The sequence below is a fragment of the Wohlfahrtiimonas sp. G9077 genome, assembly GCF_002252155.1.
Taxonomy (GTDB): Bacteria; Pseudomonadota; Gammaproteobacteria; order Cardiobacteriales; family Wohlfahrtiimonadaceae; genus Wohlfahrtiimonas.
In genome coordinates, this window is sequence record NZ_NEFD01000009.1 from 35517 (window position 1) to 60664 (window position 25148).

The window sequence follows — 25148 nt, forward strand, 5'->3', positions numbered from 1 at the left end:
AAGAGCAGATATGAAATCACTAACGTTGCATCTTAAAATATTAATTACTTTGTTATTGGTGATTGGCTTTGGCTCCATTGCCTATCAAGCATTGGTGCTTAAAATCCCATTGACGGAAGATTCTCGTGGATCTGTTTGGACGATTGATACCAAAATCAATTTTAATGTCCGTGGATCAAAACCGGTTAAAGTGAAATTGTTCATCCCATCGAAAGAAAATGGTTTAAGCACTGTGATTCTAGAAGATGACAATATCCTTGCCCGTAACTATGGCGTTGCCCGTGAGATTGACCCACTTGGCAATCAGCAATTGATTCTCTCATCACGCAGAGCCACCGGCGATCAAACGTTGTATTACCGCCTATTGGTCTCTGAAGAGGCCGGCAATGTGGAGCGTTACATTGGTCCTAAGGGCTTAGTGTACCGTGAACCCATTCCACTTGATGGCGCACAAAAAGTTGCGGCAGACTCCTTGATTGCCAGCATTCGTGAGCTCTCATCGGATACAGCAACCTTTGTCTCTGAAGCCATTCAAACGTTGAATGATCGTCGCAATGATTATGCCAAAACATTGTTAGAAGGTGATTACTCCATTGAGAATCGCGGTAAAGTTTTGGAGATTTTACTCTCCCAAGCGCGCATTCCGATTCAATTTGTGCACACTTTAAAACTTAGCATTGGTTCGAATCAAAAGCCACAAATGTTTGTGCGAAGCTACATTGAAAAATCTCAAGATGAGAAAAAATTGGGCGAATGGGTCTATTTTGACCTCAATTCTGGGCAACGTGGCCTGACGAATGATCGCCTCATTTGGTGGGTGGGCAATGATCCTTTATTGACCGTATCCAATGACATCAAAGCAAGCATTAATTTTAGCTTAGATGACCGCGAATTGACCTCAAAGGGCATCATTTCCAATAAAGTGAACAATGCAGAAGCCAGCAGTTTTTTAACTTATTCTCTTTATAGCTTACCGATTCAAATCCAAGAAACCTATTTGACCATGATTGTGATTCCATTCGGTGTTTTGGCCATTTTGATCTTCCGTAATATTGTGGGCGTACAAACACTTGGAACCTTTACGCCGGTATTGATCGCATTGGCATTTCGCGAAACAGGGCTTGTGTTCGGGATCTTCTTATTTAGCATCATTGTGGCCATTGGCCTTGCCATACGATCCTATCTTGAGCACTTAAAGCTGCAAATGTTGCCAAGGCTTTCGATTGTTTTAACATGCGTGGTGATTTTAATTGCCATCTTAAGCTTAGTGAGTCATAAGCTTGGTTTAGATCAAGGTTTATCTGTCACTTTATTCCCAATGGTGATTTTAACCATGACCATTGAACGTCTATCTGTGACATGGGAAGAGCGTGGCGGCGCCTTTGCCTTTAAAGTGGCATTAGGTACATTCTTCACCGGCTCGATCGCCTTTTATGTGATGAACTTAAATGAGCTCAGCTATTTTGCCTTTACGTTCCCTGGCATTTTATTGATCCTCATTGCCTTTATGTTGGCGATGGGTCGTTATCGTGGTTACCGTTTAACGGAATTGGTGCGCTTTAAAGCACTGGTGAAGGAAGGTTAATATGTTTGGCTATATTCAAACATGGAAGGATTTGAAAAAGCGCGGCATCATGGGGATCAATCAGCGCAATGGTGATTACATCCTCAAATACAATGACCGCCGCTATTATCCCTTAGTGGATGATAAAATCTTGACCAAAGCACGCGCGATGGAAGAAGGCATCAGCGTGCCTGAGCTCTATGGCATCATTGAGACGGAAAGCGAGATCACGCGCAATTTGCGTCACATTTTAAAAGATCGTCAAGATTTCGTCATCAAACCTGCCCAAGGCGCAGGCGGTGATGGCATTTTGGTGGTGGCTGATCGCTTTGATGACAATCGTTTTAAAACGATTTCCGGTAAGCTCATCACCATGAACGAAATTGAGTACCAAATCTCTAATATTTTGACGGGATTGTATTCACTGGGCGGCATGCGTGATCGCGCCATGATTGAGTACCGCGTGACGCCAGATCCTGTGTTTAAATCCATCAGTTTTGAAGGTGTGCCGGACATTCGCATCATTGTGCTCAAAGGTTATCCTGTGATGGCCATGTTGCGTTTGCCCACGCGTCAATCAAGCGGTAAAGCGAACCTTCACCAAGGCGCCATCGGGGCAGGAATCAACCTGCGCACCGGTAAAACGCTGCGTGGTACATGGCTCAATGACAAAATTGAACGCCATCCGGACACCAATAACAGCATTTTTGATCTGCAAATTCCCCATTGGGAGGATTTCATTTCGTTGGCAAGTCGCTGTTATGAGCTCTCTAACCTTGGCTACATTGGGGTGGATATGGTGCTTGACCAAGAAAAAGGGCCCATGATTCTTGAGCTCAATGCGCGTCCGGGTTTAAACATTCAGATCGCCAATGACTCAGGTTTAGCCGCACGTAATCAGAAGGTGGAGGCACGCTTAGCGATGCTCAAAGCCAAAGATTTACCCGAAGAAGATTTCGCAACGCGCATTCAATTTTCCCAAGAACAATTTGGATTTTAAAATGAATCAACAAATTTATCAGGTGGGTGGTGCGGTGCGCGACGAACTGCTTGGCAAGTCCGTCAAGGATCGTGATTGGGTTGTGGTGGGCGCAACGGCTGAAGATTTAGTGGCACAAGGCTATCAGCAAGTGGGCAAGGATTTCCCGGTCTTTTTGCATCCGAAAACGAAAGAAGAGTATGCACTTGCCCGCACAGAGCGTAAGCAAGGCCACGGTTATGGTGGCTTTGCTGTATTTGCAACGCCAGATGTCACGCTTGAAGAGGATTTATTACGCCGTGACTTGACCATCAATGCGATGGCAAAAGATGAGGACGGCAATTTATATGATCCTTATGGCGGGTACGATGATCTCAATGCGCGGATTTTACGCCATGTGAGTCCTGCTTTTGAAGAAGATCCATTGCGCGTGTTGCGCTTGGCGCGTTTTTATGCCCGTTTTTATGATGATGGCTTTACGATTGCTCAAGATACCGCACAATTGGTGCATAACATGATCAAAAGCGGCGAGCTTGATCACTTGGTGGCCGAGCGCATTTGGCTTGAGACGCACAAAGCTTTAAGCGAAGTGAATGCCAAACATTATTTTAAAGCGCTTTATGATTTAGGGGCATTAAATGTGGTATTTCCTGCATTGCAATCCTATTTTGACGCAAACATGAGCGCAGTGGATAGCATGTTTACAGCGCTTCGCATCAGCATAAAAACAGGGCAGGGCATGCACATTCGTGTGGCGCTGTTATTGTCACTGTTTGAAACGATGGATGAAGTGCGGGCATTTGCAGCTCGTTATCGTTTACCTGTACATGAAAAAGCCGCGGCAGAGAAATTACATGCATGGAAAGATTGGCCAACGCGAGATTTAACAGCCGCACAAACATGGTTGGATCTCTTATTGGGTTTAGATGCCTTTCGTAAGCCGGATCAATTGCATGATTATTTAGCAAGCATGGCAATTTTAGCTGAATTAAAAGGTGAGCAATTGGCATTCAATGCGTGGTCAACGCAATTATTATCCATTTATCAAGTGTTGAGCAAGGTGGATGTTAAGCCATTGATTGAAAATGTATTACCGAAAGAAATCCCGCAGAAAATTGCCGCGCATCGTTTGGTAATCATCAATAAAATGATTAAATTTTAAACACATGTTTGACAGGGTTTAAAATTCGCTATATAGTAGCGTCCTCTTTTAGAGAACATGATTAACGGGGCATAGCGCAGTCTGGTAGCGCAACTGGTTTGGGACCAGTGGGTCGGGGGTTCGAATCCCTCTGCCCCGACCAATTTTTAAGAGTAAGCTTGGACCTGAGCGCTCGTAGCTCATCCGGATAGAGCATCGGCCTTCTAAGCCGAGGGTAGCAGGTTCGAGTCCTGCCGAGCGCGCCATTCTCGATTACTCTGGCAACAAACAATGGTGGACGTAGCTCAGTTGGTAGAGCCCTGGATTGTGATTCCAGTTGTCGCGGGTTCGATCCCCGTCGTTCACCCCACTATTCATAACCCTTCGAGATCTCGAAGGGTTATATCGATTTCGGGGCATAGCGCAGTCTGGTAGCGCAACTGGTTTGGGACCAGTGGGTCGGGGGTTCGAATCCCTCTGCCCCGACCATCTTTTAAATCCTTAATGTATCTTTTCACCACTTAAACTTTATGGTTTTGAGTGGTATTCTGTTATCCATTATTTGTGACAGAGACAGACATTATGGCCAATTCGATTGTATCCGAGCGATCTAAAGCAGTATTGCCGTGGATTTTAGGGGTTACCATCTTTATGCAGATGTTAGAGACCACCATTTTAAATACCGCGTTGCCCACGATGGCCAAAGATCTTGGCGAATCGCCGCTACAGATGCAATCTACCATCATCAGTTATGCACTCACATTGGCGATTTGTACGCCATTAAGTGGCATCATCTCCGATAAATTTGGCACAAAGTATACCTTCATCATTTCCTTATTTGTGTTTACATTAGGCTCGCTCTTTTGTGCATTGTCCATGAACTTAACGCAATTGAATCTTTCCCGCGTATTACAAGGCGTCGGCGGGGCATTGTCGATTCCTGTGGCGCGCTTATCGATTTTTAAAACCTATCCTAAGTCAGACATTTTACGCATCATGAATTATGCGATTACCCCTGCATTGATTGGGCCGATGCTAGGGCCCATTTTAGGCGGTTATTTGGTGCAATATCTCTCTTGGCATTGGGTGTTTTTGATCAATTTGCCGATTGGTTTGATCTGTTTGAGCCTTGCAATTTTCTTTATGCCGGACTATAAAGCGGACAATGTGAAGATGGACTATGTGGGTTATGTGCTCTTTGCCGCTTCCATCTCGTTATTGATTTTGGGATTGCAGTTCATCAGCCGTCAGAATAACGAAGTGTTTTCCATGATGCTCCTCTGTTTAGGCTTGTTGTTATTGGTGAGTTATTGGATTTATGCCTATTACAGCACGTCACCTTTGTATTCTGTGGAGTTATTTAAGATTCGCACCTTTGTAGTGGGGATTTTTGGTGGCATTTTAGCGCGTCTTGGCATTGCCTCCATTCCGTTTGTGGTGCCTTTATTGCTGCAAGTCGGGATGGGCTATACACCTGAACTTTCCGGTTGGATGCTTGTGCCATTGGCTTTGGCCAATCTCATCAATAAACCCATGGTGACCACGATTATGCGTTGGTATGGCTATAAAAAAGTTCTGATCATCAATACGCTGTTGATCAGCATTTTGATCATGGTGATGGGCTTTGTGGCGCCACATGTTCATGCCGCTGTGTTGATTGCATTATTGTTTGCTTTAGGGTTTTGTAACTCCATTCAATTTAGCGCCATGAATACCTTAACCATCGCGGATCTAACGGATGACAATGTGAGCAGCGGTAACAGTTTAATGTTGGTGGTGCAACAAGCGTCATTGACATTGGCAATTGCTTTTGCGGCCATTTTTATGAACATTTTTGCCCATGTGCCAATGGCTTATTTTGATCACAAAACCGAGCCCTTTCAAGCCACGATGATCATCATGGGGCTCTTTACATTGTTTTCCACGTTAGTGTTTGTGATTTTAAAAGGCACTGATGGGGATAATATGGCCAATCGCACCATTAAGCGCTGATGAATGGCAATAAAAAAGCACCCTTTAGGGTGCTTTTTTAATTTAAGGGGTCAAATTAGGATGCCCAGCCACGTGCTTGTACGGCTTCTTTAACGCGTGTGATCGCGATGGTGTATGCCGCATCACGCAGATTGATGTCTTTTTCTTTCGCAACGTTATAAACATTCTCAAAGGCATTGTTCATGAAGGTTTGCAATTTAGAGAGCACTTCTTCTTTATCCCAATAGAAATTGGTGTTGCCTTGAACTTGTTCAAAGTAGCTACAAGTGACGCCGCCAGCATTGCATAAAAAGTCAGGAATGATGGTCACTCCGCGCTCAAATAACGCTGCATCGGCTTCATATGCCGTTGGACCATTGGCACCTTCACAAATGATTTGTACATTTTTGGACATTTTGGCCATGGATTCTAAGGTGATTTGGTTTTCAAGGGCTGCAGGAATGAGGATGTCTACATCTTGTTCAATCCAAGCTTCACCCGGTAGAATTTCAATGCCAAGGGCTTTGGCTTTATCAATGTCTAAGCTGCCAAAGGCATCTTTAATTTCAAAAAGTTTAGCTACATCTAGGCCATTTAAGTCGCGGAAAGTATAGCTTTTTTGATCTTTTTGATTCCAACAAGAAACCGCAACCACTTTACCACCTAATTGGCTGTATAGCTCTGCGGCGTATTGTGCCACATTCCCAAAACCTTGGATGCTGGCGCGTGTGTTTTCAATTTTCAGATCTTTTTTTGCCAGTAGTGCAAGCAGGTGATACACAACGCCATAACCTGTGGCTTCTGTACGGCCTTGTGAACCGCCTAAATTGACAGGTTTGCCTGTAATCATGCCAGGAAAATGGCCTTGATTGATGGTTTCAAATTCATCGAGCATCCACACCATGTGTTGGCCATTGGTCATCACATCTGGGGCAGGGACATCGGTATTGGGTCCAAAAAGTGTGTGAATTTGACGGACATATCCGCGACAAATGCGCTCTTGCTCTGCTAAAGATAATGTTTGTGGATCACAAATGACGCCGCCTTTACCGCCGCCTAATGGCAAGCCAACAACTGCACATTTCCATGTCATCCACATGGACAATGCACGCACTGTGTCGACGCTTTCATGAGGATGGAAACGAATGCCGCCTTTAGCTGGGCCTAAAGCTTCATTGTGCTTCATACGGAAACCTTTGAACACGCGCGTTGAACCATCGTCCATTTTAATCGGGATGGAAAAGTGAATCTCTTTCATCGGTGAGCGAAGAAGGTCCTTCATGCCTTCTTCAAGATGTAACGAGGTTGCCACATGATCAAATTGTTTTTGAGCATGCGTGAAAGGATTATAAGCGTCGTGTTCCATTGAGTGTTCCCCTACTGTGGTTATAATTTTGTCTACCTTTCGATTCTATTATCAATTTATTTTTAATTGCAAGCCATAAGGTAAAATTTTTTCATGTCCAGTTTATTGTATAATTCCGGATCATTCACTAGAACTCAGTAAAATTATGATGTCATTATCGAAAGTATTTAATCTCAAGGCTTTTTTGTATCATTTTTTATTCAGCATTGCATTGATCGGTGGGCTTGCGTTGTTCATTGTGCACCTTTGGTATCCTGGCATTTGGGCCACAGAGATCGGTGGTTATCAATTGGTTTGGATGATTGTGATGGTGGATCTGTGTGTGGGGCCATTGTGCGTCGGTTTTGCTTATAAAGCCCATAAGTCTCGTAAAGAGAAGGTGCTAGATATCTCTGTCATCACGCTGTGTCAGCTGGCATTTTTTGCATGGGGGGCTTGGACCATCTCCATCTCGCGTCCTGTATTCATTGCCTTTGATGTTGACCGCTTTGAATTGGTGGTGGATCAAGAAGTGAGTGCTGAAAATCTCTCAGCACATGCGCCATTTGATCGAATTCCACTGTTTGAAGGCTTAAAAATGGCGGTGGTGGATGTAGATCAAACAGTGCCGGATCCAGAGGCGCGCATTCAAATCAATAATGATGCACTCTTTGGGTTAGACATCACAAAGCAGCCAAAATATTATGTGCCGTATGAAGCGAACATCGATCGCGTGCTAACAATGGCCAAAGGCTATGATGTGTTTGCCAAAAGTGATGCCGCGACACAAGCGGCGAATGATTTGATGGCCAAACATGGCCTAGAAAAATCCGAGTTTTTGTGGTTGCCCATCCGTTATTTTTCACCAAAAGAGCAGGCACCGCTCTTCATGACGGCAGTGATTGATCCAAAAACAGCACAAATCATCGACTATATTGTGATGGATCCCTACGAGATTGGCGAGTAAAGCCATGGATTTTATTTTAGCGCGCACCTTGATGATCCGCTTTGTTGTGTGCTTTAATCAATCCCGTTCTTTCAATTGATCAGTTTGGAATGGAAAATATCATGCAATTTATTAGTACCCGAGGAAAAAGCGAGCCGCAGGCGTTTTCGGATGTTGTTTTAGAAGGATTGGCCAAAGATGGCGGTTTAGCCATGCCAGAGATGGTGCCAACCGTAGATACCAACACTTTACAAGCATGGCAATCCCTCAGCTATCCTGAGCTTGCCTTTAACGTGATGTCCCGCTTTATTACGGACATTCCAGCTGATGACTTAAAAGGCATTTTAGAGCGCGCATACACCGCTGAAAAATTTGGGATGGATGAGATTGTCAGTCTCTCTAAACTCAATGAAGATTATGTGGTGGGTCTGTCAAATGGCCCAACGTTTGCTTTTAAAGATATGGCAATGCAGTTTTTGGGTGAATTGTTCCCTTATTTACTTGAAAAACGTGATCAACAATTGAACATTGTCGGGGCAACGTCTGGTGACACCGGTTCAAGTGCCATTCATGCCATGCGTGGCAAACCACGCATCAATGTATTCATGCTCAGCCCATTTGGCCGCATGAGTGATTTCCAAACGGCGCAAATGTACTCTGTGCAAGATGACAACGTTTTTAACATTGCCGTTGAAGGCGTGTTTGATGATTGCCAAGATTTGGTCAAAGCCCTCAATAACGATGCGGAATTTAAAGCAGCGAACCATTTAGGTGCCGTGAACTCCATTAACTGGGCACGCATTTTAGCGCAAATCGTTTATTACTTTAAAGCCTATTTAGCGGCGGCAAAAGAGATCGGCGAGCCGATGGATTTTGTCATTCCATCGGGTAACTTTGGCAATATTTTTGCGGGCATTTATGCACGTGCAATGGGTTTACCGATTCGTAAACTCATCTTGGCCACCAATGAAAATAATGTGCTCGATGAATTCTTTAAAACAGGCATTTATCGCCCGCGTGCTTCTAAAGATGTGCATTTGACCTCAAGCCCATCAATGGACATTGCTAAGGCAAGTAACTTTGAACGCTTCATCTATTTATTGCTTGGGGCAGAGCGCACGCATCAATTATGGCAACAAATTGAAACACAAGGTTATTTTGATTTAACCAATGATCCAGTTTGGGCAGAACGTGCCAATTGGAACATTGAGTCTGGTCAGAGTTTGCATGACAATCGTGTGGAAACCATTCGTAAGGTGTATGATGACTTCAATGTGGTGGTGGATCCCCACACCGCAGATGGTATTTTTGTGGCCGCACAATACAAGGATGCAGGCATTCCACAAATGTATTTAGAGACTGCTCAGCCGATTAAATTTGCACAAACTGTTGAGCAAGCCTTAGGTTTTGTGCCAGAGCGTCCTGCTGACTATGCAGAGATTGAAGCATTGCCGCAGCGCTTTGAGAAGTTGCCGGTCGATGCACAGTTATTGAAACAATATGTTGTTACGCAATTAAGCTAAAAAGGATTGGACCAAATGTACTCATTAGCTAAAGAAAAGATTAAGATCGTTTTATTTGAAGGCATTCACCCTTCTGCCGTGGAATGTTTGCATAAATCTGGTTACACCAATGTTGTAACGTATGCAAAAGCCCTTGAAGGTGCAGAATTAATCGAAGCCTTAAAAGATGCTCACATCATCGGGATTCGTTCGCGCACGCGCATCACCAAAGAAGTGCTCGACCAAGCGCCTAAATTGATGGCCATTGGTTGCTTCTGTATTGGTACGAATCAAGTGGATCTAGAAGAGACCTTAGCACGCGCCATTCCTGTGTTTAATGCGCCATATTCAAACACGCGCTCTGTGGCTGAATTGGTGATTGCAGAGATGATCATGCTCATGCGTGGCATTCCTGAGAAAAACTATGTGTGTCATGAAGGTGGTTGGTTGAAATCTGCCAATGGCTCACATGAAGTGCGCGGTAAAACATTGGGCATCATCGGTTATGGTCACATCGGGACACAAGTGAGCATTCTGGCAGAAAGCTTTGGTATGAATGTTGTGTATTATGATACAGAGACAAAATTGGCACTTGGTAACTCTGAACCATTGGATTTGCACCGTTTGTTAGAAGTGTCTGACATTGTGACATTGCATGTGCCAGAAGATGCATCCACGAAGAACTTAATGAGCCGTGAAAACCTCAATCGCATGAAAAAAGGCGCGGTGTTATTAAACGCTTCTCGCGGGACAGTGGTGGATTTACAAGCATTGGCAGATTTGATTGAGTCTAAACATTTAGCGGGCGCGGCAATTGACGTTTTCCCTGTTGAACCAAAATCAAACCAAGATGAGTTCATCACGCCACTTCGTAACTTCCGCAACGTGATTTTAACGCCACATATTGGCGGTTCAACCATGGAAGCGCAAGAAAATATTGCCGTAGAAGTTGCTGTTAAATTGGTGAAATACTCAGACAATGGTTCAACCATTACAGCGGTGAACTTCCCTGAAGTTTCCTTGCCTGTGAACCCTGACAGCCACCGTATTTTACACATTCACCACAATGTCCCAGGCATTTTACGCACCATGAACAACTTAGTGTCTAACTATGACATGAACATTGATGCGCAGTACCTGCAAACAAGCGGCGATATTGGTTATGTGGTGTTAGATGTCAAATCCACAGAGCAAGATGCCGAAGCATTGTATAAAGAGATGCAGCATGTTGATGGCACGATTCGTTGCCGTTTGTTGTTCTAATTTGATTGAAAAGTAAGAGGGAAGAATCGTGTCATTGCGTGATCAACTTTTAAAAGTCGGCGTTGTCAGTGAAGAACGCGCTAAGAAAGTCGACCAAGAGAGAAAAAAAGCGAAGCATCAAGCGCATCGCAACAAGGATGTAAAAGCTCAGCTTGAGGCAGAGCAAAAGGCTCAAAAGGATGCGGTTCTTGCCCGCGAGGCTCAAGAGAAAGCAAAGTCAGCACAAGCGAATCAAGCGGTGCAAGCAAAACAGCAACGCAAAGCATTGCGTGTTGAGGCGCGCCGCATCATTGATGAAAAACGTGTCAATGTTGACAGTGCAACCGATCGCTTTAACTTTAGCCCCGATGGAAAAAAGATCCGTTACGTGAATGTGACCGCCGAGCAGCGCAAACAGCTTGGTAATGGTACATTGGCCATTTGTCGCAATGATCGTGACGGATTTGACATTCCTTTGATTCCAAAGGAAAACGCTGAGCGTTTATTGGAAATTGAAAAATTGATGGAAGAGCGTTGGGTATATTTATTGGTGGATCCAACAGAAGAAGTGGATAACGCTGATGAGTGGGCTGCATGGGATGCTTATGAGGCGGAACTGGCCAAAGAAAAATAAATAAGCCATTGGATTACGGTGGGGAATAATGGAACTTGCCACATTTATTTGTGACATTATTTTCCCATTTGTATTAGAATAATCGATATTTTGAATATCAATGACAGAAAAAAAGTGTAGGAGAATTATTGTGCTGTCTTATAATCGTCTATTATTAGCACTCGGTACCTTAGGACTCACCATGGCATTATCAAATGCACAAAACTTGGTGGGCAATGCAGATGATGCGAAAAAAATCGTAGAAACACAGTGTGCCGCGTGTCATGGGGTTTATGGTGAAGGTGTTGCCTCATTACCACATCAAGCTAAATTAGCAGGTCAGCACGAAAATTATCTTCGTGTTCAATTGCATGCATTAAAAGAATCAAAAGATGCCACGGGTTCTCGTTTTGAAATGACCATGAGCCCGCAAGCGAGCATGTTGTCTGATCAAGACATTGCCAACATCTCTGCTTACTACAGCAAACAACCCATGTTGTTTTATCATTTAGATGAAGATTTCAGCGCCAAACGCACACAAGCGGCGACGGATTTGGAAAAAGCTAAAAATGATTTAGCAGCGTTAGAGGCAAAAGAAGCTGAATTAAAAGCATTGGTGAAAGCCGATGCAAACAATGCAGATGCTGCTAAAGAATTAAAAGCCATGTCCCGTGATTTACGTGGTGCGAAAAGTGCGGTGCGTAAAGCAGAAGGTGCCAATGATGAAATCGCAGCAGCCGAAGCAAAAGCTAAAGCTTTGATGGTGCGCGGTGAGCAAATCTATTTTGGTGGTGACATGAACAAACGCATCCCTGCATGTGCAGCATGTCATAGCCCATCTGGTACAGGTAATGGCCCTGCGGCATATCCTGCATTGATCGGCCAAAACTATGAGTACTTAACCAATCAATTGTACAACTTTAAAACTTATAAACGCAGCAACGATCCTGCGGGCATGATGCGTGACATTGCAGAACGCATGAGTGATGCTGAGATCGAAGCGGTGGCAACGTACATCAAGTACATGCAGCCAAAATAAGTCAATCCTTTAATCAAGAGAGAGTGAAGCTATGTCTTTAAGATCAATGTCACAAAAACTCTTAGGTACCACATTATTGGTGGGCTCTATGTTGTTTGCCGGTGCACAATCGGTTAAATTGCCAGAAAAAGCACAGTTGGTGAAAACTTCTAATCCTGAACAAGTGGAAGTGGTGGAAGTCTTTTCTTACACTTGTGGTCACTGTTATCAGTTAGAAGCGCCGGTGGCAAACTGGTTAAAAACAAAGCCTGACGATGTGAACTTTGTGCGCATTCATATGCCAGGGGAAGGCGTCTGGGGTCAACTGTCCCGCACGTTTTTCACGTTAGAGGCGATGGGTGAATTGGAAAAAGCCCACCCTGTGATGTATCAAGCATTGATGGTGGATCGCATGCGTGATTTTGATCCTCAAAACATTGCGGCATATTTACAGAAAAATGCAGGCATTGATGAAGCGACCTTCTTAAAGACATGGAATTCATTTCCTGTCACAGCGAGTTATAACCGCGCGTTAGACTTAGTACAAAATCAATATCAGCAAGATTACACGCCATTTTTCATCATTGATGGTGAATATTTAGTGAACGGTGAAACCTCTAAAGCAACTTCTTATGAAGGCATTGTGGAAGCGGTGGATCAAGTGTCTAAATCTTTACTCAAAGAAAAACAAGCCAAAGCGCCTGAACAGGCTGCAACAGCACAGTAATCCATGCTGCCTCATTGACCAGCAAAGGGCTTTCGTTGAATAGCCCTTTTTTATTGAAATTGGAAATTGATATGATATTTACGCCGCAGATTGATCCTGTGATTTTTGCCATCGGCCCAGTAGCGGTGCGTTGGTACTCTTTGATGTACATTGTGGCATTGCTCATTGCCATTGGCCTTGGCAATTATCGTGCGAAAAAGCCGGGCTCGACTTGGACAAAAGAGAATGTGGGCGATGCTGCCTTTTATCTCTTCATTGGTGCTGTGTTAGGCGGGCGAATTGGCTATGCCATTTTTTATGGTTGGGAACAAGTGCTGCAAAATCCGCTCTTTATTCTTGGTTGGAACGGACACACCATCGAGTGGAGTGGCATGAGTTTTCACGGTGGCTTATTGGGTACGTTGGTGGCAGCACTGTTGGTGCGTAGAAAAATCCAAAAGAGCTTTTGGCAAATCACCGATTTCTTCGCGCCGCTCTTACCATTAGGACTCTTTTTTGGACGCATTGGTAATTTCATCAATGGTGAACTTTGGGGAAAATATACCGATCAAACATGGGGTGTGCTTTTTGAACACGCACCTGTTGTCAATGGCTTGGTGTATCGGCATCCTTCTCAATTGTATGAAGCGATCACAGAAGGCTTATTGCTCTTTATTGTCCTTTGGTGGTACACAAACAAGCCACGACCACGCTGCGCCGCATCGGGAATGTTCTTAGCAGGTTACGGCATTGCACGTTTTGTTGTAGAATTCTTCCGCGAGCCGGATGCACATTTAGGTTATCGACTCGGAACCGATTGGCTCACCACGGGCATGATTCTCTGTATTCCGATGATCATTGCCGGCTTAGGATTAATGATTTACGCACATCGCAACAACAAAGGGCAATAGATGCAAACATATTTAGATTTACTGGCAAAGGTTAAAAATGAAGGCGCCTTCAAAGAGGACAGAACAGGCACAGGCACCTACTCCATCTTTGGGCATCAAATGCGTTTTGATTTGCAACAAGGCTTTCCTTTATTGACCACGAAAAAGTTGCACTTAAAATCCATCATTCATGAATTGTTATGGTTTTTAAAGGGCGATACGAACATTCAATATTTAACCGACAATGGCGTGCGCATTTGGAATGAATGGGCCGATGAAAACGGTGATTTAGGGCCGGTGTATGGTCATCAATGGCGCAGTTGGCCAACGCAAGATGGTCAAACCATCGATCAGATCACAGAAGTGGTTGAGCAGATTAAAACCAATCCCGATTCCCGTCGCCTCATTGTGAGCGCTTGGAATGTGGGTGAAGTGCCAAACATGGCGTTGCCACCTTGTCATTTATTGTTCCAATTTTATGTGGCCAATGGCAAATTATCCTGCCAATTGTATCAGCGCTCAGCGGATCTATTTTTAGGCGTGCCATTTAACATTGCCAGTTATGCGATTTTAACTCACATGATGGCGCAAGTGTGTGACTTAGAAGTGGGTGATTTTGTCTGGACAGGCGGGGATTGCCATTTATATGCCAATCACATTGAGCAAGCAGAATTGCAATTAACGCGCGAACCATTGCCATTGCCGCAGCTAAAGATCAATCCATTGAAAAAAGACATTTTTAGTTTTGAATTTGAGGATTTTGAGTTGGTCAATTATGAGTCTCATCCTCACATTAAAGCCACAGTTGCTGTGTGATGATGGATAAAGTCTATATTTATACCGATGGCGCATGCAGTGGCAATCCCGGCAAAGGCGGTTGGGGTTGCATTTTAAAGTATCACGGGCATGAAAAAGAGCTGTCAGGTTATTGTGCGGACACCACGAATAATCGCATGGAGCTGACGGCGGCCATTAAAGGTCTGCAAGCGCTGAAAAAACCTTGTCATGTGGCATTGATCACCGATTCTCGTTATGTGCAGCAGGGCATCAATGAATGGGTCAATGGCTGGATTGCACGCGGTTGGAAAACTGCAAGTAAGCAGCCTGTGAAAAATGTGGATCTATGGCAGCAGTTGGTGATCGAACGTGATCGTCATCTCTCCATTGATTGGCAATGGGTGAAAGGACATGCGGGACATCCTGAAAATGAGCGCGCCGATACATTGGCCACCGATGCTGTCAAAAATGAACGAGGGTTAAGCGATGAGTAGACAAATTGTACTCGATACAGAAACCACAGGCATGGATCCGTCAACGGGCGATCGCATTGTGGAGATCGGTTGTGTGGAAATGGTCGATCGCATGCTGACGGGCAATCACTTTCATGTGTACATCAATCCTGAGCGCGACATGCCAGTGGAAGCATTTAATGTGCATGGTTTAAGTGAAGAGTTTTTGAGTGATAAACCGGTTTTTGCGAGCATTGCACAAGATTTTGTGGATTATATTGATGGTGCTGAGCTCATTATCCACAATGCCGCATTTGACATGAAGTTCTTAGATCATGAATTGAAATTGCTGAAGATGCAAACCTTGAGCGCGCAATGCAGCGTGATCGACAGCTTAAAAATGGCGCGGGATATGTATCCTGGGCAGCGCAACAGCTTAGATGCTTTGTGCCGCCGTTTAGGGATTGATAACTCTAAGCGTACATTGCATGGCGCGTTACTTGACTCTGAGATCCTGGCACAAGTCTTTTTAGCCATGACAGGCGGACAAGACTCGCTCTTTGGTGGCGATGAAGATGAGGAGCGTACAGTAGTGTCGCTCGATTCATCTTTATTCGATGCCGCAGCTGTTTTACCTGAAGCTACGCGCGTGATTTATGCCACGGCTGAAGAGATCGCGGCCCACGATGCCTTTTGGGAAAAAATCAAAAAATAGATAGAAAAAAAGCCAGTACATACTGGCTTTTTTAACATTAGGCATTAAATGCGACGGATTTTCGCACCTAAGCTTGTCAATTTACACTCAATGCCATCATAACCACGATCTAAGTGATAAATTTGATCCATGGTTGTGGTACCATCGGCCACCAATCCCGCTAAGATGAGGGCGGCAGAGGCTCGTAAATCGGTGGCGGAGACTTCAGCGCCGGATAAATGATCAACACCTGTCACAATCGCCATGTGATCTTCAATGCGAATGTTTGCACCCATGCGGCTGAGCTCATTGGCATGCATGAAACGATTTTCAAAAATGGTTTCAATGATGGTGGATTTGCCTTCCGCAATCGTGGCCAATGCCATGAATTGGGCTTGCATATCGGTTGCAAACTTTGGATAAGGTTGCGTTTTGATATCAATGGCTTTGAGTTTTGTGGCTTTTGGGAAGACGCGAATGGCATGATTCATCACTTCAACGCCGCAGCCCGTTTGCAAGAGCGCTTCAATGGTGGCTTCTTGATGGATGGGCATACAATCATTGACGATGATGTCACCGTATGTCATGGCTCCTGCCACTAAGTAAGTCCCCACTTCAATGCGATCAGGCATGATGGTGTGTTCACCGCCGGTCAATTGCATGACGCCATCGATCACAAGGCGACTTGTACCAACGCCTTCAATTTGTGCGCCCAATGTGATGAGCATTTCACATAAATCCACCACTTCGGGCTCTTGTGCACAGTTATCTAACACCGTGCGACCATCGGCTAAAACTGCCGCCATGATGATGTTTTCAGCGCCTGTTACTGTAATCATATCAAAGGTGAAATGGTTGCCCGTCAGCTTTGTTTGATTGGGCGTTGATGCAAACACATAACCATTTTTAAGCTCAATGTTCGCGCCTAAAGCTTCTAACCCTTTTAAGTGCTGATCCACAGGTCGGCTGCCAATGGCACATCCGCCAGGTAAAGAGACTTCAGCTTCACCAAATTTACTGACCAATGGACCCAGCACCAAGATGGAAGCACGCATCAATTTCACCAAATTGTGGCTTGCACGAATTTTGGTGATGCTGCGAGGGTCAATCACAACGGTATTGCCATTGATCTCAACTTTTGCGCCCAAATCTTTTAAAAGATCGGTGAGCACAATCACATCTTGCAATTTAGGCACATTGTGTAAGGTGACAGGTTCTGAGGCTAAAATGGTGGCTGCTAAAATGGGCAAAACGGCGTTTTTTGCACCGCTTGCCACCACTTCACCAGACAATGGACCATTGCCCTCAATGATGAGTTTAGGAATGTTGCCATTAGAGTGCATGAACGCGCTCCCAATCTGTTGGCGTATAAGTGTGCACAGAGAGTGCATGGATCTCATCGGTTTGCATCGCATCACCTAAAGTTTCATACACCAATTTGTGTTGCTTTAATTTGCCAAGGCCTTCAAATGCCGCGCTCACAACGATGGCATCAAAATGACGGCCATCATCACCAGAGACGAGAATATAATCACATTTTAAACCGGCTTCGATTCTTTTTTGCACTTCTTCTTTAGTCATCATAATTACGGTCTCCTCAAATTAAATGGAAAGGGTAGAGAGAATGTTGTGCAATGCTTCGCGAGGATCTGCTGCACGGGTGATCGGTCGGCCGATCACTAAATAATTTGCACCAGCTGCCACCGCTTTTTGTGGCGTCATGATGCGCACTTGATCATCTGTTTTGACTGTATCATCTAAACGAATGCCAGGGCAAACAGTGAGTAAATTCGGTTGCAAGGATTTGATCATGCTCGCTTCATTAGCGGAAGAGACGACGCCATCTAATTCGCATTCGGCCACTAAATTGGCCAAGCGTGTCACGATCTCATCTTTATTGCCAAGTAAACCAATTTCATTGGCCATCTCATCACTCATGCTAGTGAGCAATGTCACAGCAATCAATAAAGGTGGATTTGAGTAGCCGCTTAACACCTCTTTGGCATCACACATCATTTTGCGGCCACCAAGGGCATGAACATCCACCATCCAAACGCCCAATTCAGCTGCCACTTTAACGGCGCTGGCCACAGTGTTTGGAATGTCATGGAATTTTAAATCTAAAAATACATCAAAGCCACGTTTTTGCATGGCTTCCACAATGCTCGGGCCCGCCATGGTAAAGAGCTCTTTGCCAACTTTTAAACGGCATAAAGCAGGATCAAGTGCATCCATTAAGTTCAATGCAGCTTGCGTATGATCAACATCGATGGCAACGATGATGGGTGATGTTGTTTGCATAGAGTCCTCTGTAACTATTTTTGAAGCGCTATAATATCAGAAACCGGCGCAGCTGTATTCCATGATTGGCAGCTTGGGCAGTGCCATTGTAGTGTTTTGCTGATGAAGCCACATTTCTCACAACGAAATTGTGCGTAGTAGTCAATTACATGATGAAAGGTTTCGTGATACAAGGTAAAAGTGGTTTGATGATCATCGTCATTAAGTGCATTGAGCTGATTGAGCAGCGTGATGCCTTTGAGATTTTTTGTTTCCATCAAGGCTTGATGTAAATAATCAATCGCAGCGGTCAGTGAATCATTCATCACAAGATGATGGGTTTTCCACAATTTCAAATAAAAGAAATGAGGGTGAGCATCAATCATGTTCTCTAGCCAAGGTGTAAAATGCTGTTGATCCACATTCATCATGGCGCGATACATAATGGGAACAATGAGGGCAATGAGCGATGGTTGTTGCTCCGATAATAGGGTTAAGGTTTCAATCACCTTATGGAAATCTTGATGCGTCAACGCAATGTAGGCGTTGATTAAACTTGCTCGCGCTAAGTTCTCATCCACTGCTAAGGCGCGTGCTGACCAAAAAATGGCTTGTTCTAAATCGTGATCCGTTAGCGCTTGCTCTGCAATCTCACAATAAAGATGGGCCACTTCTGTGGTGTAACGCGCCTTATAGTCATTGATGCGCTCATACATGCTGGCCGCTTGTAGCCAATCATTTTGCTGTTTATACAGCGCCGCCAATTTTAATGCAGCTTCATCATGATAAGCACTTGAGAGCAGTTCACGCAGAGTGCGTTCACTGCGATCAAAAATGCCCGCATGCACATAATCCTCAGCGAGCGAGATCAGCACTTCTGGGCGTTTTGCATCATCAATGTCTAATGAATTCAATAAATGTTCATGCATCTCGATCGCTTTATCCACTTCGCCGCGGCGACGATATGCATCGCCAAGGGTTAAAGTGAAATGAATCCCCTCATCTTCCACATTTAATGGAATGGCGGCGTCCGGTGTTGAGATCGGCGTTTTGACCTTCTCTTTATCTAGGTAATAACGCAGGTTTAAATATTGGTGGAGTTTGCGTTTACGAGAACTGTCAAGTTTTGCAGCATACCAACCAATGATCAAGCCAAGCGGTAAAAGGATCCAGATGTATTCAAACATAAATTAGAGGGCTTTCTCTTCTTGTAGTTTTTTGAGGGATTTTTTTGCAGCTTTCAATTCACGACGCTGACGGAAAGATTCACCAAAACTGCCAAGGCTTAAGAGCAATGACACGATGATGCCGCACACAGCGCCTGATAAAAAGATGATGCTGATGACAGCAGGCAAGGTTAACACGGCATCTCCAATTAAATAATCAAAGTGCACTTCAATGCCGCGGTTTAAATAAAGAACGAAGAAAATTAAGGTCAGAAAGACCAAAAAGACAACAAAGTTGATCCATTTAATAATCTTTTTCATTTATGATTCCTATGTTTGGTATGAAAATATCGATGGTTAGGATTATACCGAAGTTATACAACTTTTGTGCGCTGTGCGTGTGAAAAAAATGACAGCTGTGATATTATTCAGTATAGTAGTTGACGAATGAACTTCATAATGTTGGAGATGGCTTGATGGTTGATCAGCCCATAAGTTCTCCGTAATTGGTATAAGTTTTTACATATTGCATCCGACGATCAGGCTTTTCAGCTGCGGATGTCCTCAAGGAATTGTTATATAAAGTTTACGATGAGTAAAAAAGTTAATATTAGCTTGTGTGACGCATTAAGCGATCATATTCAGCAGGCCGTGGATCTTTATCCTGAGTTAGAACCGTTACATTTTACCTCTTTGCTCAATAAAGATGTCTTACAGTTGTTGCGAAATGATCACAAAGCATTGGCAGATCATCGCCGAATGATCGTGGTGACAAATTCTGTGTCTGAGTGTTTTGATGTGGCCATTTTATTGGCACGCATTTTAGGACAAGAGAGTGTAGCGGCCGTTTATCCGCATACTGTGGCAGAACATGTGTTTGCAACTTCTGTGATTGTCGCGCCGATGATGGCATTTCAAATTGGCGAGCGTCTCACGGAAGAAGTGTTGCAAGCTTCCCATTTTGTGATGACCATTACGCCTGAAAGCATGGATGACATGGCGGCGATTGTAGAGCCTTGTGTGACGCAATTATTGGCAGATTGTAAAATCGTACCATTGATGAGTGTTGCGCTCTCTGATTCTTTCAAAACATCAGAAAAAGCGGCACCGATTGTGCTAGAAATTGAGCCGATGATGGAAGACGCACCTGAAATTGTGGTCAAAGCACAAAGCGATGATAAGGCAATGCCGGAGATTAAAGTCTTTGTTGAGCCAGAGCCTGAAGTTGTGAGCCATGAAGTGGATGCAAGCGTTGCAGAAGCGGGGCATCACATTGTCTTGGTGGATCGCAATTATAAACGCGCTTATTTACGCAACGTGTTAAAGGGCAGTGAGGAAAAAACCTTAGTGATCACGCGTACACGTCACAATGCGCATCGCTTAGAAGAGTATTTGTATCAAGGTAAAGTGCGTTCACGCATTTTGCATGCAAATTTATCAGAAGAAGCGAAAGAGAAGGTCATTGAACAATTGCAATCTGGCGAGTTAAAAGTATTGTTATTGCCAGAATCTGTGGCACAAACCACAGATTTAAGCGACATTGGCAAAGTGATTTTCTTTGATCTACCGGATGTTGGCATTGAGTTTAAGGCGCGTGTTGAAACTTTTGGTGAAAAATTCAATGTGCCGAACACCATTTCCATTGTCACCAATGATGAAACGCCTTGGATTGATGCGATGGAAAGTGAGCTTAAATGGACACTGCCCATTGTGCAAGCAGCACCGCCGCAGCGTTCTCATAATATTTTGCGCCTAAAAGATCGCAATAATAAAGAGAAACCTGAGAAAACAGAAAAACGCGGCCGCGGCCTTCGTAAGTTGGGCGGCAAAAATACGCAGAAAAAGCGCAATACGCCATTTGGGCAACGCGCTGCTAAACCTGTGGAACATGAAGCACCTTATGAAGCGCAGCCACAAGACATTTCTCATCACAATGAAGATCCGTTTAACAGCAATCACGGCAATTCCATTGTGAATGAAAATCGTAATCCTTTTGCATTCGATTCGTTTGAGGCGAGCGTTGCTCGTCAAAATAAAAAACGAGTGAAGCAGCTTTTCAGTCGTCGTGAAGCGCCCGCGCGTGATGTGCAAGATGATTTTAATGCGCCTAAACCTGTGAAAAAGAGTGTAAAAGTGGTGCATCGTAAAAAACGCATGTTTGACATCGATGGGAATCAATAAATCAGAAATTAATCATCTCGATTGATTAAATAAATGATCGATAAAACAAGGGGCTAGCGCGATAAACAGCGGTGGCCCTTTTTATTGTTTAAAAAATGCCCGTCATTAATATTGCTTTTTTCTCAGTTTAATATATAAGGCTTTTATAAATTTATGAAAGGGAGGTTTTACATATGAAAACTGATTTTGAAGATGACAACGATTTAATGGATGAAGATTCTGTTGAAGAGGAAGAGATTCCTGAGGTTAAGGTTTCTCAGTCGCAAGCTTGGCGTGACATCGAAGCAAAGCGTGAAGAGCGTGCGCTCTTAAGACAACTTGAAAAAGAGTATGATTTAGATGGTTTAGAAGATTGGGATGATTAATCTCTTGAAAATCACAGATCAAACCTCATTATGAACAGACTATTCACTAAGTTTAGAAGGAAAAAACAGATGAGTAATGCTGAAAAAGAGAAAGAGATGGCACAAGCAGAAGATGCAGCGGTGGAAACATCGATGGATGAAGCGTGCGTAGAAGAACTTGCTGAGGACACAGATTTAGCAGACGAAGTGGTGAAATTAACGCAAGAGAAAGATGCTCTTTTTCAACGCTTATTGGCCTCAGAAGCGGATATGCAAAACTTGCGTCGTCGCACAGAGATCGATTTAGCCAATGCCCATAAGTTCGCCTTAGAAAAATTCGTTAAAGAATTATTGCCTTGCATTGATGCGTTAGAATTTGAAATCAACGCACTTGAAAAGCAAGAGAACTTATCTGAAGAGTTGGTTAAATTTAAAGAGGGCTCTGAGCTGACGTATCGCATGTTGTTAAATGCGGTGGAAAAATTTGGTGTCAAACAAGTGCGCCCAATGGGTGAAATGTTGAACCCTGAGTTCCATCAAGCCATCACCATGATTCCAAACACGGGTAAACCAAGCAATGAAATCGTGGATGTGGTGCAAACAGGCTATACATTGAACGATCGTTTAGTGCGTGCAGCTCAAGTGGTTGTTGCGCAATAAAAGACACGCTTAATTTGTCTAAATGTAAAATGATCTATATTATCTAAAAGGTAATATGGATCATTTTTATTGAGAGGGACATATGAAATTTTTACATACAATGGTACGCGTTGCGGATCTTGAAAAATCGTTGGATTTTTATTGTAATGTGCTCGGATTGATTGAGACACGCAGAAAAGAATACCCTCAGTGGGAATGTACATTGGTTTATTTGGCGTGCCCAAATGATCCAACAGGTGCGGAAGTTGAGTTAACCTATAATTGGAATTCAGATGAAACGTATGGCATTGGCCGTGCATTTGGTCATTTAGCCTTTGAAGTGGATAACATTTATGACGTTTGTCAGCGTGTGTTAGATGCTGGCATTGAATTAAATGTGCCACCGCGCGATGGTTGGATGGCATTTTTACGTTCACCGGATGATATTTCAATTGAGTTGTTGCAAAAAGGTGACAAACTTGAGCCGCAAGAGCCATGGATTAATATGGAAAATAAAGGTTGGTGGTAGTGATGCAAAAATTCCCAATGACAGTGGAAGGCGCAGAAGCGCTAAAGGCAGAAATTCATGAACTCAAAAGCGTGCAAAGACCTGCGATCATCGCAGCGATTGCAGAAGCAAGAGAACATGGCGATTTAAAAGAAAATGCTGAATATCATGCAGCGCGTGAACAGCAAGGTTTTGTAGAAGCGCGTTTGGCAGATTATGAAGCGCGTTTATCAAACGCACAAATCATCGATGTAAAATCCATCGAACCAACAGGAAAAGTGATCTTTGGCACCACCATCACATTGTTAAATTTAGACAGTGATGATGAGGTGACATATAAAATTGTTGGTGAACATGAAGCAAATGTTAAAAAAGGGTTGTTGTCGGTTACTTCCCCCATTGCAAGAGCATTAATTGGTAAAGAAGAGGGTGAAGAAGTTCGCATTGAGACACCGGGCGGTGTACAATTGTATGAAATTCTAACAGTCGAGCATCTCTAATAATGAATGTAAAGCATTCGGCAGCAGCATTGAAGCCACTTACTTACCATCCTGTAGGTAAGTGGCTGATTATTTTCCTGCTCTTTGCAGGTGTTTTCTTTTTTCATCAATTCTTTGCACCTGGTTTAGCGGCCATCATCATTGCAGTAGTAACATGGCCTGTGTATCGAGAATTGCTCCGCATGACGGGTGGTCGCTCCATCTCTTCGGCCACCATTGCCATCATCATCATTACACTTCTCATTGTTTTGCCTGTTTTTTGGTTGGGGCATTATCTATTGTTTGAATTTCATGGTTTGAGCAATTGGTTGGTCCAACTCAATCGTTATGGCAGCGTAACCCCTGAATGGATCAAGAATTTACCGCTCGTTGGGCATCAGCTCAATGAATTATGGTTAGAATATTTAGGTAAAGAAAATGGCCTCAATGAGCTTTTACAGTTGGCAGGATTGCAGCGTGTCACAAGCTTTGCCAATTACATTCTGTCGTTGGGTAAACAATTTGCGAGTATCGGCTTTCATCTATTGTTCATATTGATCATTTTGTTTTTCTTATATAAGGATGGCAAAAAGCTGCAAAGCAATTTAGCAAAAGTTGGGCACATTATGTTTTTAGATCGCTGGGAGCGCATCTCTGGCGTGGTGCCAATTATGATTCGTTCCACAGTGACCGGCATGGTGATCATTGCCATTGGTGAAGGCATTGTGTTCGGTCTAGTCTATTGGATGGTGGGCATTCCTTCCTCAACAGCCTTAACGCTTGGCATCATGACAGGGATTTTCGCATTGATTCCAGGTGGTGCACCATTGTCAATGACAATGGTCTCACTGTATTTAGTGGGCAGCGGCTTGGTAACGCAAGGCATCATTCTCTTTTCATGGGGCACATGCCAGCTCTTTATTGTGGATAAAACCATTCGTCCACGTTTGGTGGGCGGTCCTGCTAAACTCCCATTTTTACCAACCTTCTTTGGTTTAGTGGGAGGTTTACAAACCATGGGATTATTGGGTTTATTCATTGGTCCTGTATTAATGGCACTCTTATTAGTGATTTGGCGTGAATGGGTACACGATGAAGAGCACGTTAAAATGGAAGAAAAGATTGTGGGTCTGCGTAAAGGCACCCAAAAGAAAACAACCTTACGCCGTTTTATGCAAAGAAAACGTCCGGATGCTAAAAAAATTGGATGATCCATCCGCAAAACCCGCCAGAAGTGGCGGGTTTTTTTGTATCTATATCCATAATAGAGATAGAATAGGGCAGGGCTAAATCAGTATAAGACAACATTATTTTCAATTATTTTTATATTTTATCTCATTGTTAAATATCACTTTTGTGAAATAGTTTAAGATTAATTGAAAAAGAGTGTTGACACATCTCTGAATTTATCTATAATGAGCACCTCTTCTGAACGAGGCGCTGCTGAAAAGCGGTGAGTTTGAAGGGTTTTGAGAGGTTGAGATGGTGGTTTAGTCTACCTAGCTGAAAAAAACTTTTCAAATCAGGTGTTGACAAATGATTTAGATCATGTAAAATAGCCTGCTCTTCACGAGGTTGAGTCACTTGACTCCCTCGAGTTCTTTAACAGATTAATCTTAAGTGGTTTGTGTGGGAGCTTGTATTGAAGTGATTACAGAAATACAAGTTTCGAACCAAATCAATTCCAGCGTATATTTATATATACAGTAAT

26 protein-coding genes and 4 tRNA genes are annotated in these 25148 nt (G+C 43.6%); 24 read left to right on the top strand and 6 right to left on the bottom strand.

What is annotated here, in order from left to right; genetic code table 11:
• The first annotated feature begins 10 nt into the window (after positions 1 to 10).
• The 8 genes from B9T20_RS09815 (at position 11) to B9T20_RS09850 (ending at position 5676) form a co-directional block, all read left to right on the top strand.
• Entirely contained in the window at positions 11 to 1585 is a 1575-nt protein-coding gene (locus B9T20_RS09815; RefSeq protein WP_094490879.1) for a UUP1 family membrane protein, read from the top strand.
• A 1-nt stretch (position 1586) separates the two neighbouring features.
• Complete coding sequence (locus B9T20_RS09820) at positions 1587 to 2564, top strand: alpha-L-glutamate ligase-like protein (protein ID WP_094490880.1); 978 nt, start codon at positions 1587 to 1589, stop codon at positions 2562 to 2564.
• 1 nt (position 2565) lies between these two features.
• Entirely contained in the window at positions 2566 to 3705 is a 1140-nt protein-coding gene (locus tag B9T20_RS09825; RefSeq protein ID WP_094490881.1) for a CCA tRNA nucleotidyltransferase, read from the top strand.
• Between the two features lie 65 nt (positions 3706 to 3770).
• Positions 3771 to 3847 (top strand) — tRNA-Pro (locus B9T20_RS09830).
• Between the two features lie 26 nt (positions 3848 to 3873).
• A tRNA-Arg gene (locus tag B9T20_RS09835) sits at positions 3874 to 3950 on the top strand.
• Positions 3951 to 3978: 28 nt separating this feature from the next.
• A tRNA-His gene (locus tag B9T20_RS09840) sits at positions 3979 to 4054 on the top strand.
• A 42-nt stretch (positions 4055 to 4096) separates the two neighbouring features.
• Positions 4097 to 4173, top strand: a tRNA-Pro gene (locus B9T20_RS09845).
• Positions 4174 to 4266: 93 nt separating this feature from the next.
• Positions 4267 to 5676 (top strand): MFS transporter, encoded by a 1410-nt coding sequence (locus tag B9T20_RS09850; RefSeq protein WP_094490899.1) that lies wholly within the window; start codon positions 4267 to 4269, stop codon positions 5674 to 5676.
• 55 nt (positions 5677 to 5731) lie between these two features.
• On the opposite strand, the gene B9T20_RS09855 is transcribed toward B9T20_RS09850, so the two are convergent.
• Positions 5732 to 7021, bottom strand: a complete 1290-nt coding sequence (locus B9T20_RS09855) for a Glu/Leu/Phe/Val dehydrogenase (protein WP_094490882.1) — start codon at positions 7019 to 7021, stop codon at positions 5732 to 5734.
• 184 nt (positions 7022 to 7205) lie between these two features.
• Between B9T20_RS09855 and B9T20_RS09860 the strand changes: the two genes are divergently transcribed.
• From B9T20_RS09860 to dnaQ, 10 genes are all read left to right on the top strand, one after another.
• Positions 7206 to 7967 carry a hypothetical protein gene (locus B9T20_RS09860; RefSeq protein ID WP_233491670.1) on the top strand — a complete coding sequence of 254 codons (762 nt, stop codon included), beginning with the start codon at positions 7206 to 7208 and terminating at the stop codon, positions 7965 to 7967.
• A 101-nt stretch (positions 7968 to 8068) separates the two neighbouring features.
• The gene (gene thrC, locus B9T20_RS09865) at positions 8069 to 9469 is read left to right on the top strand and encodes a threonine synthase (RefSeq protein ID WP_094490884.1); all 1401 of its coding nucleotides are present in this window, start codon (positions 8069 to 8071) and stop codon (positions 9467 to 9469) included.
• Positions 9470 to 9484: 15 nt separating this feature from the next.
• A complete protein-coding gene (serA, locus tag B9T20_RS09870) occupies positions 9485 to 10711 on the top strand; it encodes a phosphoglycerate dehydrogenase (RefSeq protein WP_008316721.1) in 1227 nt (408 codons plus the stop codon).
• 28 nt (positions 10712 to 10739) lie between these two features.
• Entirely contained in the window at positions 10740 to 11324 is a 585-nt protein-coding gene (locus tag B9T20_RS09875) for a DUF2058 family protein (RefSeq protein ID WP_094490885.1), read from the top strand.
• 130 nt (positions 11325 to 11454) lie between these two features.
• Positions 11455 to 12342, top strand: a complete 888-nt coding sequence (locus B9T20_RS09880; RefSeq protein WP_094490886.1) for a cytochrome c — start codon at positions 11455 to 11457, stop codon at positions 12340 to 12342.
• Positions 12343 to 12388: 46 nt separating this feature from the next.
• Positions 12389 to 13048 (top strand): thiol:disulfide interchange protein DsbA/DsbL, encoded by a 660-nt coding sequence (locus B9T20_RS09885; RefSeq protein WP_233491671.1) that lies wholly within the window; start codon positions 12389 to 12391, stop codon positions 13046 to 13048.
• Positions 13049 to 13119: 71 nt separating this feature from the next.
• Entirely contained in the window at positions 13120 to 13938 is an 819-nt protein-coding gene (gene lgt, locus B9T20_RS09890; protein ID WP_094490888.1) for a prolipoprotein diacylglyceryl transferase, read from the top strand.
• Entirely contained in the window at positions 13939 to 14733 is a 795-nt protein-coding gene (locus tag B9T20_RS09895; RefSeq protein ID WP_094490889.1) for a thymidylate synthase, read from the top strand. It abuts the gene before it with no gap.
• Positions 14733 to 15188 (top strand): ribonuclease HI, encoded by a 456-nt coding sequence (rnhA, locus tag B9T20_RS09900; protein ID WP_094490900.1) that lies wholly within the window; start codon positions 14733 to 14735, stop codon positions 15186 to 15188. The genes B9T20_RS09895 and rnhA overlap by 1 nt, the downstream gene beginning before the upstream one ends.
• The gene (gene dnaQ / locus B9T20_RS09905; RefSeq protein WP_094490890.1) at positions 15181 to 15861 is read left to right on the top strand and encodes a DNA polymerase III subunit epsilon; all 681 of its coding nucleotides are present in this window, start codon (positions 15181 to 15183) and stop codon (positions 15859 to 15861) included. Before rnhA ends, dnaQ begins: the two co-directional genes overlap by 8 nt.
• A 44-nt stretch (positions 15862 to 15905) precedes the next feature.
• Here dnaQ and murA read toward each other — a convergent pair whose 3' ends face one another.
• Genes murA through B9T20_RS09930 form a run of 5 tightly spaced genes read right to left on the bottom strand, consistent with a single transcriptional unit; the run spans position 15906 to position 19607 of the window.
• On the bottom strand, positions 15906 to 17165 hold the full coding sequence (gene murA, locus B9T20_RS09910; protein ID WP_199415245.1) for a UDP-N-acetylglucosamine 1-carboxyvinyltransferase: 1260 nt from the start codon (positions 17163 to 17165) through the stop codon (positions 15906 to 15908).
• A gap of 7 nt (positions 17166 to 17172) precedes the next feature.
• On the bottom strand, positions 17173 to 17424 hold the full coding sequence (locus tag B9T20_RS09915) for a BolA family protein (RefSeq protein ID WP_008316709.1): 252 nt from the start codon (positions 17422 to 17424) through the stop codon (positions 17173 to 17175).
• Between the two features lie 18 nt (positions 17425 to 17442).
• Positions 17443 to 18141, bottom strand: a complete 699-nt coding sequence (pyrF, locus tag B9T20_RS09920) for an orotidine-5'-phosphate decarboxylase (RefSeq protein ID WP_094490892.1) — start codon at positions 18139 to 18141, stop codon at positions 17443 to 17445.
• Positions 18142 to 18155: 14 nt separating this feature from the next.
• Positions 18156 to 19307 carry a tetratricopeptide repeat protein gene (locus tag B9T20_RS09925; RefSeq protein ID WP_094490893.1) on the bottom strand — a complete coding sequence of 384 codons (1152 nt, stop codon included), beginning with the start codon at positions 19305 to 19307 and terminating at the stop codon, positions 18156 to 18158.
• 3 nt (positions 19308 to 19310) lie between these two features.
• Complete coding sequence (locus B9T20_RS09930) at positions 19311 to 19607, bottom strand: lipopolysaccharide assembly protein LapA domain-containing protein (RefSeq protein WP_008316703.1); 297 nt, start codon at positions 19605 to 19607, stop codon at positions 19311 to 19313.
• Positions 19608 to 19877: 270 nt separating this feature from the next.
• Between B9T20_RS09930 and B9T20_RS09935 the strand changes: the two genes are divergently transcribed.
• The 6 genes from B9T20_RS09935 to B9T20_RS09960 all read left to right on the top strand — a co-directional run bounded on the left by B9T20_RS09935 (position 19878) and on the right by B9T20_RS09960 (position 24648).
• Positions 19878 to 21467 (top strand): helicase-related protein, encoded by a 1590-nt coding sequence (locus B9T20_RS09935; protein ID WP_094490894.1) that lies wholly within the window; start codon positions 19878 to 19880, stop codon positions 21465 to 21467.
• Positions 21468 to 21640: 173 nt separating this feature from the next.
• Positions 21641 to 21832, top strand: a complete 192-nt coding sequence (locus tag B9T20_RS09940) for a PA3496 family putative envelope integrity protein (RefSeq protein WP_008316699.1) — start codon at positions 21641 to 21643, stop codon at positions 21830 to 21832.
• A gap of 69 nt (positions 21833 to 21901) precedes the next feature.
• Positions 21902 to 22471, top strand: a complete 570-nt coding sequence (gene grpE / locus B9T20_RS09945; RefSeq protein ID WP_094490895.1) for a nucleotide exchange factor GrpE — start codon at positions 21902 to 21904, stop codon at positions 22469 to 22471.
• 82 nt (positions 22472 to 22553) lie between these two features.
• Positions 22554 to 22979 (top strand): VOC family protein, encoded by a 426-nt coding sequence (locus tag B9T20_RS09950; RefSeq protein ID WP_094490896.1) that lies wholly within the window; start codon positions 22554 to 22556, stop codon positions 22977 to 22979.
• 2 nt (positions 22980 to 22981) lie between these two features.
• Positions 22982 to 23458 carry a transcription elongation factor GreA gene (gene greA, locus B9T20_RS09955; RefSeq protein WP_094490897.1) on the top strand — a complete coding sequence of 159 codons (477 nt, stop codon included), beginning with the start codon at positions 22982 to 22984 and terminating at the stop codon, positions 23456 to 23458.
• A gap of 2 nt (positions 23459 to 23460) precedes the next feature.
• Complete coding sequence (locus B9T20_RS09960) at positions 23461 to 24648, top strand: AI-2E family transporter (RefSeq protein WP_094490898.1); 1188 nt, start codon at positions 23461 to 23463, stop codon at positions 24646 to 24648.
• Positions 24649 to 25148: the final 500 nt, after the last annotated feature.